Annotated in this window: 15 protein-coding genes; 4 read left to right on the top strand and 11 right to left on the bottom strand. The window is 63.1% G+C overall.

What is annotated here, in order from left to right:
- Positions 1-21 precede the first annotated feature (21 nt).
- From ACVWWD_RS10780 to ACVWWD_RS10765, 4 genes are read right to left on the bottom strand one after another with little or no spacing between them, the layout of a single operon-like run.
- Positions 22-990: a glycosyltransferase family 2 protein gene (locus ACVWWD_RS10780; protein ID WP_352551750.1), complete on the bottom strand. Its 969-nt coding sequence runs from the start codon at positions 988-990 to the stop codon at positions 22-24.
- A complete protein-coding gene (locus ACVWWD_RS10775; protein ID WP_352551748.1) occupies positions 980-1,930 on the bottom strand; it encodes a glycosyltransferase in 951 nt (316 codons plus the stop codon). Before ACVWWD_RS10775 ends, ACVWWD_RS10780 begins: the two co-directional genes overlap by 11 nt.
- The gene (locus ACVWWD_RS10770) at positions 1,930-2,919 is read right to left on the bottom strand and encodes a glycosyltransferase family 2 protein (RefSeq protein WP_352551746.1); all 990 of its coding nucleotides are present in this window, start codon (positions 2,917-2,919) and stop codon (positions 1,930-1,932) included. The genes ACVWWD_RS10775 and ACVWWD_RS10770 overlap by 1 nt, the downstream gene beginning before the upstream one ends.
- 15 nt (positions 2,920-2,934) lie before the next feature.
- Positions 2,935-4,104: a glycosyltransferase family protein gene (locus ACVWWD_RS10765; protein ID WP_352551744.1), complete on the bottom strand. Its 1,170-nt coding sequence runs from the start codon at positions 4,102-4,104 to the stop codon at positions 2,935-2,937.
- A gap of 184 nt (positions 4,105-4,288) precedes the next feature.
- Here ACVWWD_RS10765 and ACVWWD_RS10760 point away from each other — a divergent pair, with 184 nt between their 5' ends.
- Positions 4,289-5,785, top strand: coding sequence for a lipopolysaccharide biosynthesis protein (locus ACVWWD_RS10760; RefSeq protein ID WP_457103059.1), 1,497 nt, complete (start codon positions 4,289-4,291; stop codon positions 5,783-5,785).
- 54 nt (positions 5,786-5,839) lie between these two features.
- Positions 5,840-6,862, top strand: coding sequence for a phosphoribosyltransferase family protein (locus ACVWWD_RS10755; protein ID WP_023772475.1), 1,023 nt, complete (start codon positions 5,840-5,842; stop codon positions 6,860-6,862).
- A gap of 27 nt (positions 6,863-6,889) precedes the next feature.
- On the opposite strand, the gene ACVWWD_RS10750 is transcribed toward ACVWWD_RS10755, so the two are convergent.
- From ACVWWD_RS10750 to ACVWWD_RS10720, 7 genes are all read right to left on the bottom strand, one after another.
- Positions 6,890-7,969: a glycosyltransferase gene (locus ACVWWD_RS10750; RefSeq protein ID WP_023772474.1), complete on the bottom strand. Its 1,080-nt coding sequence runs from the start codon at positions 7,967-7,969 to the stop codon at positions 6,890-6,892.
- A 67-nt stretch (positions 7,970-8,036) separates the two neighbouring features.
- The gene (locus tag ACVWWD_RS10745) at positions 8,037-8,336 is read right to left on the bottom strand and encodes a hypothetical protein (protein ID WP_352551740.1); all 300 of its coding nucleotides are present in this window, start codon (positions 8,334-8,336) and stop codon (positions 8,037-8,039) included.
- An 88-nt stretch (positions 8,337-8,424) separates the two neighbouring features.
- On the bottom strand, positions 8,425-9,756 hold the full coding sequence (locus tag ACVWWD_RS10740; RefSeq protein WP_023772472.1) for a UDP-glucose dehydrogenase family protein: 1,332 nt from the start codon (positions 9,754-9,756) through the stop codon (positions 8,425-8,427).
- Positions 9,757-9,806: 50 nt separating this feature from the next.
- A complete protein-coding gene (exoK, locus tag ACVWWD_RS10735; RefSeq protein WP_352551737.1) occupies positions 9,807-10,673 on the bottom strand; it encodes an endo-1,3-1,4-beta-glycanase ExoK in 867 nt (288 codons plus the stop codon).
- Between the two features lie 143 nt (positions 10,674-10,816).
- The gene (locus tag ACVWWD_RS10730) at positions 10,817-11,218 is read right to left on the bottom strand and encodes a hypothetical protein (RefSeq protein ID WP_352551736.1); all 402 of its coding nucleotides are present in this window, start codon (positions 11,216-11,218) and stop codon (positions 10,817-10,819) included.
- Positions 11,219-11,495: 277 nt separating this feature from the next.
- Positions 11,496-12,518, bottom strand: coding sequence for a glycosyltransferase family 2 protein (locus ACVWWD_RS10725; RefSeq protein ID WP_023781676.1), 1,023 nt, complete (start codon positions 12,516-12,518; stop codon positions 11,496-11,498).
- A gap of 64 nt (positions 12,519-12,582) precedes the next feature.
- A complete protein-coding gene (locus ACVWWD_RS10720; RefSeq protein WP_023772468.1) occupies positions 12,583-13,713 on the bottom strand; it encodes a nucleotidyltransferase family protein in 1,131 nt (376 codons plus the stop codon).
- A gap of 507 nt (positions 13,714-14,220) precedes the next feature.
- Between ACVWWD_RS10720 and ACVWWD_RS10715 the strand changes: the two genes are divergently transcribed.
- Positions 14,221-14,373: a lasso peptide gene (locus ACVWWD_RS10715; RefSeq protein WP_015314225.1), complete on the top strand. Its 153-nt coding sequence runs from the start codon at positions 14,221-14,223 to the stop codon at positions 14,371-14,373.
- Positions 14,374-14,509: 136 nt separating this feature from the next.
- Complete coding sequence (locus tag ACVWWD_RS10710) at positions 14,510-14,809, top strand: PqqD family protein (RefSeq protein WP_015314226.1); 300 nt, start codon at positions 14,510-14,512, stop codon at positions 14,807-14,809.
- Positions 14,810-14,876 lie beyond the last annotated feature (67 nt).

Here is a 14,876-nt window from a genome sequence, read left to right as displayed (position 1 = left end):
TCCCTCCATGTGCCTGCATCTTCACCTCCCCGCCCCCACGGCAAACTGTGCCGCTACTCTTCGCAACCGTACGGCGATCGGCATGCGCATATGCCTGACCGCCGCCGGGTCGCTGAGCGCCGTCCGGATCGCCTTGAGCGGGGACCGCGCCTTGATGTGCTGGACCATCGCCAGGAACGACGCCGCCTTGCGCAGGCTGCGGCCGCGCCGGGCGAATGCGGCCTGGGCCGCTTCGTCCATTCGGTGGGTTTGCGCGAATTTGGCATCCGCCACGCGCATCGCTTCGACGTGATGAGGCTCGAGCACACGCGAGATGGAGCCGCCGCGGATATGATAGGCATAGCCGATATCGGGCTCCACCACGCACCTTCCGCCCATGGCCAGGGCTTCGGCGAACAGGATGTAGTCCTCGCCGATCCTCAGCTTCTCGTCATAGCGGAGCCGGTTTTCGTCGAGGAACCGGCGCAGGAAAATCGGCTTGAGATAGCCGAGATTGAACTTCGATTCGAAGACGACGTTGCCGGCGATGTAGGTGGCCAGCGAAATCTCGCACAGGCCTTCCAGATACCGGCGCGGGAACATCGCGTCCTCGACCACGCCGTCCTCACGGACGACCTGGAGATTGTCGACGGCGATCTCGGCGCCCGCCTTTTCGGCGCGGCCGATCATGGCGGCGACACGTCCGGGAAAGACGGCGTCGTCGGCATCGAGAACCGCTATCCACCTGCCGCGGGCGGCGTCGAGCCCGGCATTCCTGGCCCCTCCGGGCCCCCTGTTCTCTTCCAGCGCCACGACACGCACGACATGCTCGGGATAGGCCCTCGCCACATCGAGCGTCGCGTCACGCGACTTGTCGTCGACGACGATGATCTCGAGGCTGACGCCCTTTTGGGCGATGGCGCTGGCGACGGCCCTATCAAGGGTTGCCTCGGCGTTGTAGGCGGCGATCACAAAAGACACATCGGGCACGGACGAAACGTCAGGCTGCACGCTTGCCTCCTTCCCCTGGTGAAGGCTGGCCATAGAGGCGCAGTTCGCGAACGCCGACAAGACCGCTGACAACCCCGACATGCATGATGCCGCGCAAGACGCTGCGGTTCCTGCGTACCGGACTGGCTGCAACCGGAACTGCCGCGGCGAAGCAAAAAGCGGCCTTTGCCGCGGCAAGGCCGGCCTGCTTTGCTCGCGCGATGCCGCTGGCGCCGCGGGCCAGGAGATGGCCGTGCGTCTGGCCAACCCGGAAGCGGCGGCGGCTGAGCCAATCGAATGCGGCCCTGGCCCTCGGCACCGCCTCGTCCACCCATGCCTCCGGCGCAAAGGCGATTCGGCCGCCTGCCTTGTGCATCTGGTCGAAGAACTCGGTGTCCTCGCCGCCGGTCTGGCCGCGCGCCAGGCTGAAGCGGCGGCCGCGCAAGCTGTCGGATCCCATGCGCAGCAGGACGTTGCAGGTGTAGCCGGTGCGGATTTCGCCGTGCACGTGGACTGGCAAGGTGGAATGGAAATCGCCGCGGCGCATCCAGTCCGGCGCATCCGGACGATAGAGTGCGCGCACCGGGCCGAGAACCGCGGCGGCGCCGCTTTTTTCGGCCGTTGCCACCAGTTCGGCGAGCCAGTGGGCGGTGGCGGTCTCATCGTCGTCGATGAAGGCAAGGAAATCGGCCTCGCTGGCCTCGAGACAAGCGTTGCGGGCGATCGAAATGTTACGGGTCGGGCAATGCCGGTAGCGGATCGGCAACTTCAATTCCTGCGACAGCGCCGTCACCAGGTCCTTGGCGCTCGGCGTGTCGTCATTGTCGGCGACGATGACGCCGACCTCGAAGCCGTCAGGCATGGCAAGGGCGGCGAGCGAGCGCAGCGTGTCGGCCAGTTCCGGCCGCCGGAATGTGCACACGCCGATGTCGATGCTGCGATGCTTGACCTCAACCGCCATCACGCCGCCCTCCGCCGCGTGCCGAGGCCGAGAAGCTGCAGCCAGAAGCCCACGGACCAGCCGAAATGCATGACCATCGCCGAGACTCCGGCAAGCGCGATATCGGCATTGCGCTGGCTGACGGCCGCCACCAGGCCGTAGCCCAGGCAAACCGCCACCCACAGCATCAGCGGCAGCGCCGCGATCCAGTGCACGAAGGAGAAGGCCGCCAGCAGAACCACCGGGAAGACCGCCAGCGGCACAATCTGCCTAACCTTCGGGATCACACGATGTTTCAGCACGTTCTTGGCGCGGCCGCGGCCATAGCCGAGATACTGGACATAGAGGCCGCGCAGCGAGGTCCGCGGATAATAGACCATCTGCGTGCTGCCGCTCATCCAGATCCTGTAGCCTGCCTGCCTCAGCCGATAGTCGAGTTCCGCGTCCTCATTGTGACTGAACGTCTCGTCATAGCCGCCGACGGCCTGGAAGGCAGATATCCGCATCAGCGCGTGGTGTCCGTGGTCGACCCACTCCCCGGCCGAGATATGGCGATGCTTGGAGCCGCCGGTGCCGAGCTTGGAGTTCTGCGCCGCCGCCGCCGCCTTCTGCACGGTGCCGCTGCCGCTGGTCAGCATCGACACCACGACCGAATCCGCGCCGGTGGCCAACGCCTCCTCGACCAGTCGGTCGCAATAGTCGTCGGGATAGCCGCCATGCGCGTCGATGCGGATCAGATAATGGGCACCCTCGCCGAATTTGGCCACCGCCAGGTTGATCGCGGCGCTCTGGATGCGCTTTTCGTTGTGAAGCAGGATGATGCGAGGATCATTCCTCTGGCGCTCGCCGACAATGGCCAGCGTGCCGTCGGTGCTGCCGCCATCGGCAACGACGATCCGCGCGTCAAGCCGTTCCGCCGCCGGGCAAAGCTGGTCGAGCAGCGCACCGATGTGAGTCGCCTCATCGAGACACGGGATCACGATCAGGGTGGAGGCAAGCGCTTGCGTCATCGGGCGATGTCCATCCTATGCCAGGGCCTCGGTCGCGAGCGGCTCGCGCACGGTGGTCAGGCGGCGCAGTTTTTCGACCAGGGCGCCGCAGTCGCTGCGATCGTAGCTCCACATCCTCGGATCGTGGGCCAGCACGCGCGCCTTCAGCCTGCCGAAGCGGTGCTTTTCCATCCCGCCAAGCGCGGTTGCGAGCGCCTCGGGCGTGGCCTGCGGCAGCAAAACGCCGATATCGCGCTGCCGCAGAAACCTTCCGGTCTCGGTGTTGTCCATCGAGATCGGCACCGCGCCGAAGCGGCAGCCTTCATAAAGGCGGTTGGGCAGCAGCCATTCGGAGTTCTGTCCCTCCTCGAAGAAATCGATCGCCCAGGAGAAATGGACGTCGTGATAGATCGCCGCCATGTCCTCCGGGTTGCGGTACGGCCCGCGAAACGACATGTAAGGCTCGGCATCGACGAAGGCATGAAAATCCGGGAACTCGGAAAGTGCCGGGCGGCCGCGCAACACGATTTCGAACCGGCCTTCCATGTGACGCGTGAAACCGGCCAGCAGTTCGAGCGAACGGCGGCACCGAAGCGCCCCGAACCAGCCGATCCGCCACGGCGGGGCGAGAGGTCCTTCCACCGTCTCGCGCTCGGCGGGCAGAATCGCCGCCGCCTCGAAATATTTGTTCTCAACCAGTTCCATCGGCGCCGCGACCTGGCGGAAGGGCTTGAAATAATTGGCGATGAACGCGGGGGAACTGGTCACCAGCAGCCGCACATCCCGCGCCAGATGACGCTCGGTGGCGCGCAGCGCCTTGCCCAGGACATCGTCGCGCAGCACCAGGCGGTGAATGTCGAGACATTCATAGACGATCGGGACAGCGGCGCCGAAAGCCGACCGGGCGCGGCGGGCCAGCGCCAGCATTTCCAGATTACGCGCGATGATGATGTCGGGCTTCGGCACGTCCCTAAGCTTCGAACCTATCGAGACCGCTGTTTTCGCCACCGCCGCCAGGCGCTGGACGAATCGCCCGTCGCGCGTCGCGCCAAGGTCGATTGGCCGCAAACCTTCGATATCCCCAATCGGGGCGGCGCGGCGGAAGCCCGCCAGAGTAACCCGGGCGCCACCTGTCCTGAGCATCGTGATACGCCGGCGAACCGCCGGGTCGGAAACATCATGTACCAGGTACAAGACATGCAGCATGAAAACTCGACCGCTGTTTGACCCACCCAGGGGAAGCCTAGTACAGCTCTTGCTGCATCGCAACATTTTTGGCGCGTCGTTCCACGTTTTCTGTTGCACTGCAAAATTATTGCCGTAGTTTGTGGTCGGCGGCGGTTGTGAATTTCGGGCTCCGAAATCCACGCGAAGATCAGGAATCCTGAATTTGGAAGCCAATCCATTCGATCCGCCGGAAGGCTCCCTGCGCAAATCGGTCGGCCGCGGTGCCGTCGTGACCGCAATGGCGCAATCGGTGCGGGTCGCCACGCAGATCATTTCCGTCATCGTGCTGTCGCGACTCCTGTCGCCGCAGGATTTCGGCGTGGTGGCCATGTGCGCGCCCGTGCTCGCCTTCATCGCCCTGTTCCAGGATTTCGGCCTGACCCAGGCGACCATCCAGAAATCGGGCATCCAGCATGAGGAGGTGAACTACCTCTTCTGGATCAATGTCGCTGTCAGCGCGGTCCTCGCCTGCGTGCTCGCGGGCGCGGCACCCCTGGTCGCCGCCTTCTATGGCGAGCCGCGCGTCGCCGGTCTGGTGGCGGCACTGGGATTGCAGATCCTGGCTTATGGCCTTGGCGCCCAGCATCTGGCGCTGCTAACGCGTCGCATGCAGTTCGGCCGCCTGGCGATCATCGACGTCGCCGGAGCCGTCGCGGGGCTGGCCGTCTCGATCGCCTGGACTTTCATCGACCGCTCCTACTGGGCGCTGTTTGCCGGCACGCTGACCGGCGCGGTGCTGCCGACGCTGTGCTACTGGGCCAGCTCGCGCTGGCGCCCAGGCATGCCGCGCAAGGTCGCCGGGATCAGCGAGCTGATCAATTTCGGTGCCGGGATCACCGGTTTCAATTTCGCCAATTTCTTCGCCCGCAATCTCGACAACGTGTTGATCGGCAAATACTGGGGCGAGGCTCAGCTCGGGCTCTACGACCGCGCCTACAAGCTGCTCCTGTTCCCGCTCAGCCAGATCACCAACCCGCTGTCGAAGGTGATGGTACCGGCGCTGTCGCGGCTGAAGGACGAGCCGGACCGCTATCGCAGCGCCTATTTGCGCGTCATGCCGCTGATCCTTCTGGTGGCGCTGCCCGGCGTCGCTTTCGCCACCGCGATGTCGGATGTGCTGATCCCCTTCGTGCTCGGCGAGCAGTGGCGCGCCAGCGCCTCGATCTTCCTGGCGCTCGGCTTTGCCGGCCTGCTGCAGCCGCTCAACAATCCGGCTGGTTGGCTTTTCGTCAGCCAGGGCCGCTCCGGCGACTTCATGCGCTGGGGCATCATCACGGCGGTGACCTCGGTGCTTGCCTTCGCGCTTGGCCTGCCCTACGGCGCGCTCGGCGTGGCGGTCGCCTATGCGGTCAGCGAGTATCTGCGCACGCCCTTCCTGTGGCTCTATGTCGGCAAGAGCGGACCGCTGCAAGCCAGCCATGTGCTGCGCACGGCAACGCCGTTCGTGCTAGGCGCGCATCTGGCGCTTGGGGCGGTCTGGCTGGCCAAGCCGATGCTGCCGCAGCAGCATGTCGTCGCCCTGGCAAGCGGCGCCATCCTCGCCTACACGATCACCATCGTCGTCGCGCTGACCTTCGCCGCCGGCCGCGAAGCCTTGCGGGAGGCCTTGAAAATGCTGCCGGCAAGGGCGCCGGCGGCGACGCCGCGCGAGGCGCAATAATTTCGGCGCCTTTGTCGTCTATTCCATATCCCACCCAAGCATCAGGCCTGATCCATGCACTACCGATCGATCTCCGACATGAACGACGCCATCGTGAGCAACCTTCACCGGCTGCCACGCGACATCGACCTGGTGGTCGGCGTTCCCAGAAGCGGCGTGCTGGCGGCAACGCTGGTCAGCCTTGCGGCGAACATCCCGATGACCGACCTGGACTCCTTCCTCGAAGGCAGGGTCTACACGTCAGGCATCACCAAACGCCGCGCGGCCCTGGACCGGAAGGTCTCGGACATGCGCAAGGTGCTGGTGATCGACGACAGCATCGCCGGCGGCAATGCCATGCGCGACGCCCGTGCACGCATCAAGGGCGCCGGTATCGAGGCTGACTACACCTTTGCCGCCGTCTTCGGCCTGGAGCCGGAGCATCAGGAGACCGATCTGGTGTTCGAGGTAGTGCCGCATCCGCGCATGTTCCAGTGGAACTTCATGCATCACAAATTCCTGGCGCAATGCTGTGTCGACATAGACGGGGTGCTGTGCCTCGACCCCACCGAGGCCGAGAACGACGACGGGCCGGCTTATGAAAAATTCCTCAGCGAGGCGCGGCCGCTTCATGCCGTGACCCGCAAGATCGGCTGGCTGGTCACCAGCCGGCTCGAAAAATACCGTGGGTTGACGGAGGCGTGGCTCGCCAAGCACGAGATCAAATACGACAAGCTGATCATGCTCGATCTGCCGAGCAAGGCGGAGCGCCAGCGGCTTGGCGCGCATGGCAGTTTCAAGGCCGATTTCTATCGCAAATCCGACGCCATCCTGTTCATCGAAAGCGAACATGCCCAGGCGCTGAGGATTGCCAAACTGTCGGGGAAACCGGTCCTGTGCGTCGAAACGCACATGGTCAGTTTTCCCGATGCGCTGTCGCTGCCAGCACTTGGGCAGGCCGCGCGAAACCTGCCGGCGAGGCTGCGCCAGATCAACTCGCAGGAGGGCCGCAAGAGCGCCGCCAAGACGATTGCCCGCGCCCTGCTCGGTGCACGCGGCTATGAAACCCTGAAGAACAGGGTCAAGCGCCCAGCCTGATGCAGAACAGATCGGGTCGCTGCTTGACTACGCGGCCTGGCGTGCGCGCTGCCGCACCGCCCTATCCAGTATCGAGAAGAAGGTGACGAACTGACGGTCGGGGTCGAGTTCCGGCCGGCCAGCGAAGCTACGCGCGAGGGTCGAGACCCGCTCATATTCCTTGTTGTCGTTCCACAAGAGCCTGACGGCCGCGACCCAGTCGGCAAGCGGGGCATCATAGTCGAGCACCGTGCCGCCAGGGCCGACCGCTTCCGGCAGGCCACCGCGGCGCGAACCGACGACCGGAATGCCGCTGCAATGGGCCTCCGAGGCAACCCGCCCCCAGGCCTCTTCCCATTTGCTGGGCGCCAGCAGGATCCGGGTGCGGCCATAGACCGTCTTCATGTCACTGGTGCGGTTCTCCAGCGTGACATTGCCGAGCGGCTTGATCGTCTGCTCGATGCGTGCCCGGTGATCGTCCGCCAGCTTCCAGCTTTCGACGAACAGGAACGGGATTTCGGGGCACGCGGCGGCGATCCTCACCGCAAGCTCGAAGCCCTTTTCCTCATAAGGGTTGATCAGGGTGACGAACTGCCCTGAGGTCGGCGTGCTGTAGTGGGTGGGATTGATGGTCGGAGGGATCACCGCCGCCTCGATACCGAACTCCCTGGCGTAGGTACGCGCGGTGAATTCGGAATTGGCGATGTAGAGCGCCGAGCTCAAATCGCGCAGGTCGCCTCCAAGCTCGCGAAACTCGACATTGCGGAGGTAGACGACCAGCGGCACGCCCTTGGCCTGCAACGCCTTGCCGAGTGGAACCGACTTGTGACACTGGACCACCGCCACATCCGGCTTGACCCTGTTGACGGCGAAGGCCGCCGCCTCCCAGGGAAACCAAGCCCGGATGACCGGGTAGCCGGGAAAACTGTCGACGACCGCCGGCTGACGCAGAAGCTTCATCTTGGCACGGGCCTTGAAGCCGAAGACACCATCGCCAAACAGCGCGGCGAGCACCGCGGCCTCATGCCCATGCTCGATCAACTGCTCGGCCAGATGATGGGTGCTCGACTGCACGCCGCCGCTGAACTCCGGTGTGTAGCCATTGCCGCCTGCAAAGAGAACTTTCATGGTCCTGGCTCCTCGTCTATCGGGTTTCAATGCCCATGGCCGATGAACGGCAGCGTCAAGTGCCGCCTCACGCAGTCTTTGGCGGATCAAGCGTCGCGAACGGATTTGTGCATGGCTGCCGTCCGGTGAACCGGATGGGATCATTGGGCGAACTGCGCGAGGTCGTCTCGTCGTCTATGTCGGTGTTGACGTTCTGGTCGAGCTGCCATTCATGCGTGTTGTGGCGGCCCCATTCCAGGACCAGGATGCGCGCCATGCGCCGCCGGGCGAACTCATGCAGGACGAAAGCCGAACCGAAGCCGGAACCGATCGCGACAACATCGGAATGATCCTTGGTGACTTGCTCGGGCTTCACGTCCAGCACCATCAGCTACAATTCCTTTTACGCCGGGCGGTCGGCCCGATCTTCGCCGGGCGGTCGGCCCGATTCTGCTTTCGGCTCTCCGAGTCCGATCTCATGCCGCCATTCTGCCGATCGAGTGATATTCGATGCCGTGGCGGGCCACGACCTTGGGATCGTAAAGGTTGCGGCCATCGAAGATGACCGGAGTGGCCAGGGCATCCTTCAGCGCATCGAAGGACGGTGCGCGAAAACTCTTCCATTCGGTGGCGATCAGCAGCGCATCGGCGCCGCGCAGGGCCGCCTCCTTGGTGCCGCACAACAGCAGGTCGTCGCGCAGCCCGTAGATGGCCTGGCATTCCTGCATGGCCTCGGGGTCATAGGCCTGCACGGCCGCGCCGGCGTTCCAGAGCGCCTCCATCAGCACGCGCGCGGGCGCCTCGCGCATGTCGTCGGTGTTGGGCTTGAAGGCCAGGCCCCATAGCGCGAAGGTCTTGCCCTTGAGGTTACCTTTGAAATAGCGGTGCACCTTGTCGAACAGGACGGATTTCTGGTCATTGTTGCGCTCCTCGACGGCGCGCAGCAGCTTGGCGTCGTACTTGACGCCCTCGGCGGTTTTGATCAGGGCGCGAACGTCCTTGGGAAAGCACGAGCCGCCATAGCCGAGACCCGGATAGATGAAGTGATAGCCGATGCGCGGGTCGCTGCCGATGCCCTGGCGCACTTCCTCGATGTCGGCGCCGAGCTGCTCGGCGAGATTGGCCATCTCGTTCATGAAGCTGATCTTGGTCGCCAGCATGCAATTGGCGGCGTATTTCGTGAATTCGGCGCTGCGCACGTCCATCACGATCATCTTCTCGTGGTTGCGGTTGAAGGGCGCGTAGAGTTCGCGCATCACCGCCTCGGTTTCTTCGCTCGACGTGCCGACGATGATGCGGTCGGGCTTCATGCAGTCGGCGACCGCGGAGCCTTCCTTGAGGAATTCGGGATTGGAGGCGACGTCGAAGCTCAGATCCTCGCGGCCCCGCTTCTTCAGCGTCTCGGCGATCCTGGCCTTCACTTTTTCGCAGGTGCCGACCGGCACGGTCGACTTGCCGACGACGATCTTGGTGGAATCCATCTCGCGGCCGATCGTCTCGGCCACCGCCAACACATATTTGAGGTCGGCCGAACCATCTTCGCCGGGCGGCGTGCCGACCGCAATCATCTGGATTTCGCCGTGCCTGACGGCGGCCGCCGCATCGGTGGTGAACTTGATGCGGCCGGCGGCGTGATTCTCCCTGACGATCGTTTCAAGACCCGGCTCGAAGATCGGAACGAGGCCCTGATTGAGCCGCTCCACCTTGTTCGCGTCGATATCGACGCAAACAACCTGGTGGCCAACCTCGGCAAGCACCGCCGCCTGCACCAAGCCGACATAGCCAATTCCAAATACCGTCAAGTTCATTCGGTTTCATTCCCATCCAGGGCAGCGGACCGCTTCTCGGCCCTGCCGGTTCAATTCGTCTTTCCCAGCTCTTTTACACTACACACCAGCGATTCCGGAAACTGGCAGGGCTGACCCAGCGCGGTGAACGCGACCCGTTCGATCTGCAGCGAAAGCGTGCGGCCCGGGTCCGCGAACGCTCCCATCCAGCCCTTCATGGTGTCGCTGCCCCAAAGGCTGAAGAAGATCTTCTGCGCATGGCTGGGCAACTTCGCGGGATCGGTGATGGTGTTAACCAGCTGGCCGTTGAGATACCAGCGCAGGCTATCCTTCTCCCAGACGAAGGCATAGTCGTTGAAGGCACTGTCGGTGCCGCCAGGCACGTCGACCAGCTTCTCGTTCTTGCCCTTGCCGGCGATATAGGCGTTGACCTGCACCTTGGAAGTGTCCTTGGTCAGGATCTCGAAGTCGATCTCGTCCCAGGGCTGCTTGTCGGACGGGCCGATATAGGAGAAGAAAGCCGCGTTGAGGCCGGGGCCGGTGTCGGTCTTCATCCGCGCCTCATAGGTACCATAGCCGAAACGCTGCTTGGTCTGGATCTCGCCGCAGGCGAACTCGCGATCCTTGGTCTTCTGCTTCGCGAATCCGAGCGAAAGAACGCCATCGGAAAGCTTGACCAAGCCTTTCGACCAGGTGCAATTCTGATGGCTGCCGTTCGTCCAGCCGTCTGAAACGTACCAGCGCTCGCGGTCGAAATTCTTGAAATCGTCGACGAAAGAGGGCGCGGACTGGATATCCTGCGCATGAGACGGGGTTGCCGGCAGGCTGCCAAGAGCGACCAGCAGCAAAGCGACCGCCAGACCAGACCGCCGCCAGAAATGCAGGGCTGAAGGGGCATCGATTGCTGTCGTGGACATGGTCTTTGGATCCGAATTCATGACTAACTCACCTTTGCGCTGTGTCCCCAACCCAAAGTCGACGTTCGAACCGCTTTCAAACGGGCCAACCTTGACCTTTTCAATTGTCCTCCCGACTTCCAGCCTCGCATCACCTTCGCCGTAACGGTCCCGCGCCGCCGCCTTCAATTTCGGCCGGCTCCCGCCTGCCTGGCCGGTTCGACCGTCGCCGCCGGATCGGTGGTCGTATTCTCGTCGAAGACCACGTCCAGCGAATGACGGAGCTCGCGCATCCTGCCGCCCTGGCGCGACAGTGCGGCGATGCGGCGCTCGCTGTTCAGGATCGACTGCGTCAACGCGCTGACTTCGGACGAGCGACGGTCGGAGGCGGAGCCGTTTTCCATGGCTTCGACAAGAAAGGCCGCGTTGGTGGCGTCCTTGCGGTAGCGGGTCTCCAGGCCGGTTTTCTCCGCCTCGATCTCCGCGGCGATCTGCTCGAAAAGCTTCGCCAGCCGGTCCAGGCGCGCAACGTCGGTCTGCCTGTCGCGGGCCGGATCCCTTGATCTGAAGCCGAATATCGAGGCCATGAACTTAAATTCCCGTCATCGCCGGCTTCCTGGCCGCCTTTCAGGCCACAGGCCGATCCCCGCAACCGGGGTTGAAAACTCGAAACCGCGTCGCCCAACTCCTCTGACGAAGAGAGACTTCGCACCAGTCCACCAGTTCGGCTGGTCGGTCAATTTGTTGCACCGCAACATAGACTGCCATCCTCAGAGCCGCGAGGCAACCACCCAATTCGTAAACTCATAAATCCAATCGAAATGGTTGCGTGGCGGGCTCGCGGTCGGCAGGTAACATCGCGCCTTACCGTCCCTTGCCAGTGCTGGTTCCAGCCATCAGGAAACGCAGCGGCGGCACGTGCTTGTTCCTGGAGACCAGGCCAACACTGCGAAACAGCGCCTCGATCTTGTCGGACGCCACGCCCTGAACGATGGGGACGAGGTTGGATTGGCTTGCGAAGGCGTAGGCAGCGGCCGAAGCCAGGCCCCGCTCGGCCTTCACGTCGAGGAAATTGCGCAGCCGGTATTTGTCGCGCACGTGCCGCTCGTGCCGCCGCAGCACTGCTTTGGATCCTTCCGGAAGGCTGTCGATCGCCAGCAGCGCCAGATCGGCATCGGCCAGCCGCTTCAGGTCCTGCGTCTTGTGGCGGCCGCTGAGTGAATCGGCGCGCACGATAGCGCCGTAGCCGCAGGAACGAATGACCTTGAACCGTGCCCCGTGGGCGACCGCTCGCGCGTAAAGCTCGTAGTCCTCGCCCAGTCGCAGGCTCTCGTCGTAGCGCAACCCGTGGCGGTCGAGAAAGGCACGGCTGATCACCGGCTTCAAGAAGCCGAGTTCGCCTCTTTGGACGCGGCGCCTGGAGATGTTGCCTTCCACGAAACCTTCGAAATCGAGGAATTCCGGATCGGCGGCAAAATCCGGGGCGACGATTTTGGTTGCATCCCCAGCCGCGTCATCCCTGATGAGCATGATGTTGTCGGCGGCGAAATCCCAATCGGCGCCGGCAAACAGGTTGCGAAACCGGCCCTCGAGGAAGAAATCGTCGGCGTCCAGAATGCTGATGAACGGGGCTCGTGAACCGGCGATCGCCGCATTGCGGGCAAAAGAAGGGCCGCGATTGACGTCCAGGCGCATCACCGCAAGCCGGCCGCTGCCATCGTCGGCGGAGCGCGCGACCTCGGCCGTATTGTCCGTGGAGCCATCGTCGACGACGACGACCTCCCCGACTTCCGGTTCGCGCAACGCGGACGCGATGGCGACGGCGATCGTGCGCGCCGCGTTTTTGGCCGCGATGATCACGCAGATTTGGGATTTCGTCATCGACATGGAATTGCCTCTTGCACAGGTTCCGATCTGCCCTCGCCCTGTACGCGTTCGATATCCACCCCCATCACGGGCCGGCCGGCCGTTCGAAGATGCGGCGGCTGATGTCCGCCGACGCCGCCCAGCCGGCCTCGGAAAGGTAACGGACCGGAGCCCGGCCGCACAATTCCCACAACACCGTCCGTCGCTGCGGCCAGCGCAGCGACGACAGCCATGGCGCGATGACCATGTTGAGCAGGTCCTCGTTGCCGATGCGCGACAGGATCGGCTTGGCCCGCTCCGACAGGAGCGTGCCGGTGCCGCCGAGCAGCACATCGGCGGCGCGCAGGCCGAGCAGCAGCGTGTCCTCCAGCCCTTGGCTTACCGCTGCATCGAGCACACGCTGCTGATCGGCGTGGCCGAGACGGCTGGCGCTGGCCCTGATGTCGCAGACGTAGCCGGCGCAAGGCTCCCGGTTGAACAGTGCCTTGGCGACGCTGATGCAGGCCAGCATCAGCGTGTCGGCGGCCGACGTGAACGGGACTTCGGCGCCGGTGATCTCGACCAGCCGTTTTCGCCGCAGGAACCCGTCGGCATCGCGCGGACTGGGCGAGCCGGGCTGCTGAAGCCGGTAATGAAGGTCGACAGTGGATGATTTCGACCCCTTGCCACGGATCATGTGCTGTTCGCCGAGAAAGCGGACCCACCAGACCGAACGCGACTTGCCCGATACTTCGTAGCCGATCGAGCCTAACGCTTCGCGTGCCTTCAAGAACCCGGCAGGTGAAACCAGGATGTCGATATCGCCCGAGGGTTTCATGAAATGATCGTCATAAAGCAGATGCTGCTGGAACGGCCCTTTCAGGAAGACAAAATCAATCCGCCTGTCGAGCAGCGCCTCGTGAATGGCCATCGAATCCATGAGGCAGGCGGCGTTCATCGACACCGTCCTCCTGCGATAGGTTTCGAGCCACTGGAACAGTTCCGCCGGCCTCTCATGCGCCGGCGTACGCGACAGCGCCTTCAGGACGAACGTACCGACCTTGTTCAACCTGGCGATATCGGTGACGACAGCGTCGGAAAGGCCCGGCGTCCACGTTTCACCGGCCGAGGCCGCCGGCCCCGCGAAATATAACCGTAAGCAGGCCCGCACATAAGCGATCTCGTCGGCGCAGTCGGTGGCGCGCAGTCTTTCATAGGTGCTTTCCGGCAAGGCCATTGAGCGCACAGTCTCCAAAAAGCGGTTTGCGCGAAGCGTATGCTGCAGCTGCTAAGCAAAGCATCGTCAAAAACGGCGGCGCCGTAAAGCCTTTCCTTTCGCAGTGCGAGATTTTGCAACCATGGCGTTTGACGGCTTCGCGGAAGGTGATGAGATGTGTGGACGAATTCCCACCCTGGCGTAGCGCTTCGGCCGGGCCATCGATGGGATCAGCTGAAAGTTGAGTATCTTTTAGCGTTGTCCAATGGTAATGGCCAGTATTGGCTGGCTCTTAATTGTGGAAAATCAACGGGGTATGGAATCCCTTATGACGAGGATCACTCGCACCCGGCTCCATGTCGAAAGAGGTCGATTTCTTACACTCCGAGTGACGTCCGCAACCCATAATTGATTAACGGCTGGTAAATCAGGCTTGACTCATAAATGTTGCTGTGCAGCTATTGCGGTGCAGCATGAAAGTGCTGACGGCAATCGACAGGCCGTTTCCAGTCCTTATGGAGAGTAAAAATGGAACAGAATGTTGAAAAGCATGAGTACGAAACGCCAAACCTGACAGTACATGGTTCAATCGAAACCATCACCCAGGGCGGCGGTGGCAGCACGGCAATCGACGCGTCGTTTCCCGCGCACACCCCGATCGGCGACCTGACGTTCTCCTGAGACTAGCCTGATTCTGGAGGAATGACGTTGGGCCTCGAGAATCGAAGACAATGAAATGGAGCCGGGGATGAAAAATCCCCGACTTTCCGTTGAACTTGACGACGCGTAGACCGTGTGTTGCAAACGAGGTTTTAGGATGAACTGGAACCCATCCGAGCACGATTGCGTAAAGGCCACCAAGGACGCCGTTGCTTGCGAATTCGGCGATGGCCTCGCGCTTCTCAACCTGAAGTCCAATATCTATTACAGCCTCAACGGCGTCGGCGCCTTCATCTGGGAACTGATCCAGGAACCCAAGCCGATCGCGGATATCCGCAGCGCCGTCCTCGCTCGCTACAATGTCGACGCCGAACGCTGCAAGGCCGACGTCGACGCATTGCTGAAAGGCCTGGCGGAAAACGGGCTTGCGAGGCTTGAGCATGAGGCACTCGTCTAGGCAGGTGTCGCAGAAGGCCATGGTTGCGCGGCAAAGACCTGTGACGCAGAGAAATCCCCGGCCGATG

Source organism: Mesorhizobium sp. URHB0026 (assembly GCF_054059755.1).
Note: the sequence above shows the minus strand (reverse complement) of the source record. Positions and strands in the feature narration are given on the sequence as shown.

Excerpts from the sequence above, each read along its gene's own strand:
- ACVWWD_RS10725 (WP_023781676.1), bottom strand. The coding sequence starts at position 12,518 with ATGTCGATGACGAAATCCCAAATCTGCGTGATCATCGCGGCCAAAAAC.
- ACVWWD_RS10775 (WP_352551748.1), bottom strand. The coding sequence starts at position 1,930 with ATGGCGGTTGAGGTCAAGCATCGCAGCATCGACATCGGCGTGTGCACA.
- ACVWWD_RS10755 (WP_023772475.1), top strand. The coding sequence starts at position 5,840 with ATGCACTACCGATCGATCTCCGACATGAACGACGCCATCGTGAGCAAC.
- ACVWWD_RS10770 (WP_352551746.1), bottom strand. The coding sequence starts at position 2,919 with ATGACGCAAGCGCTTGCCTCCACCCTGATCGTGATCCCGTGTCTCGAT.
- ACVWWD_RS10720 (WP_023772468.1), bottom strand. The coding sequence starts at position 13,713 with ATGGCCTTGCCGGAAAGCACCTATGAAAGACTGCGCGCCACCGACTGC.
- ACVWWD_RS10710 (WP_015314226.1), top strand. The coding sequence starts at position 14,510 with ATGAACTGGAACCCATCCGAGCACGATTGCGTAAAGGCCACCAAGGAC.
- ACVWWD_RS10765 (WP_352551744.1), bottom strand. The coding sequence starts at position 4,104 with ATGCTGCATGTCTTGTACCTGGTACATGATGTTTCCGACCCGGCGGTT.
- ACVWWD_RS10740 (WP_023772472.1), bottom strand. The coding sequence starts at position 9,756 with ATGAACTTGACGGTATTTGGAATTGGCTATGTCGGCTTGGTGCAGGCG.
- ACVWWD_RS10730 (WP_352551736.1), bottom strand. The coding sequence starts at position 11,218 with ATGGCCTCGATATTCGGCTTCAGATCAAGGGATCCGGCCCGCGACAGG.
- ACVWWD_RS10745 (WP_352551740.1), bottom strand. The coding sequence starts at position 8,336 with ATGGTGCTGGACGTGAAGCCCGAGCAAGTCACCAAGGATCATTCCGAT.
- ACVWWD_RS10715 (WP_015314225.1), top strand. The coding sequence starts at position 14,221 with ATGGAACAGAATGTTGAAAAGCATGAGTACGAAACGCCAAACCTGACA.
- exoK (WP_352551737.1), bottom strand. The coding sequence starts at position 10,673 with ATGAATTCGGATCCAAAGACCATGTCCACGACAGCAATCGATGCCCCT.
- ACVWWD_RS10750 (WP_023772474.1), bottom strand. The coding sequence starts at position 7,969 with ATGAAAGTTCTCTTTGCAGGCGGCAATGGCTACACACCGGAGTTCAGC.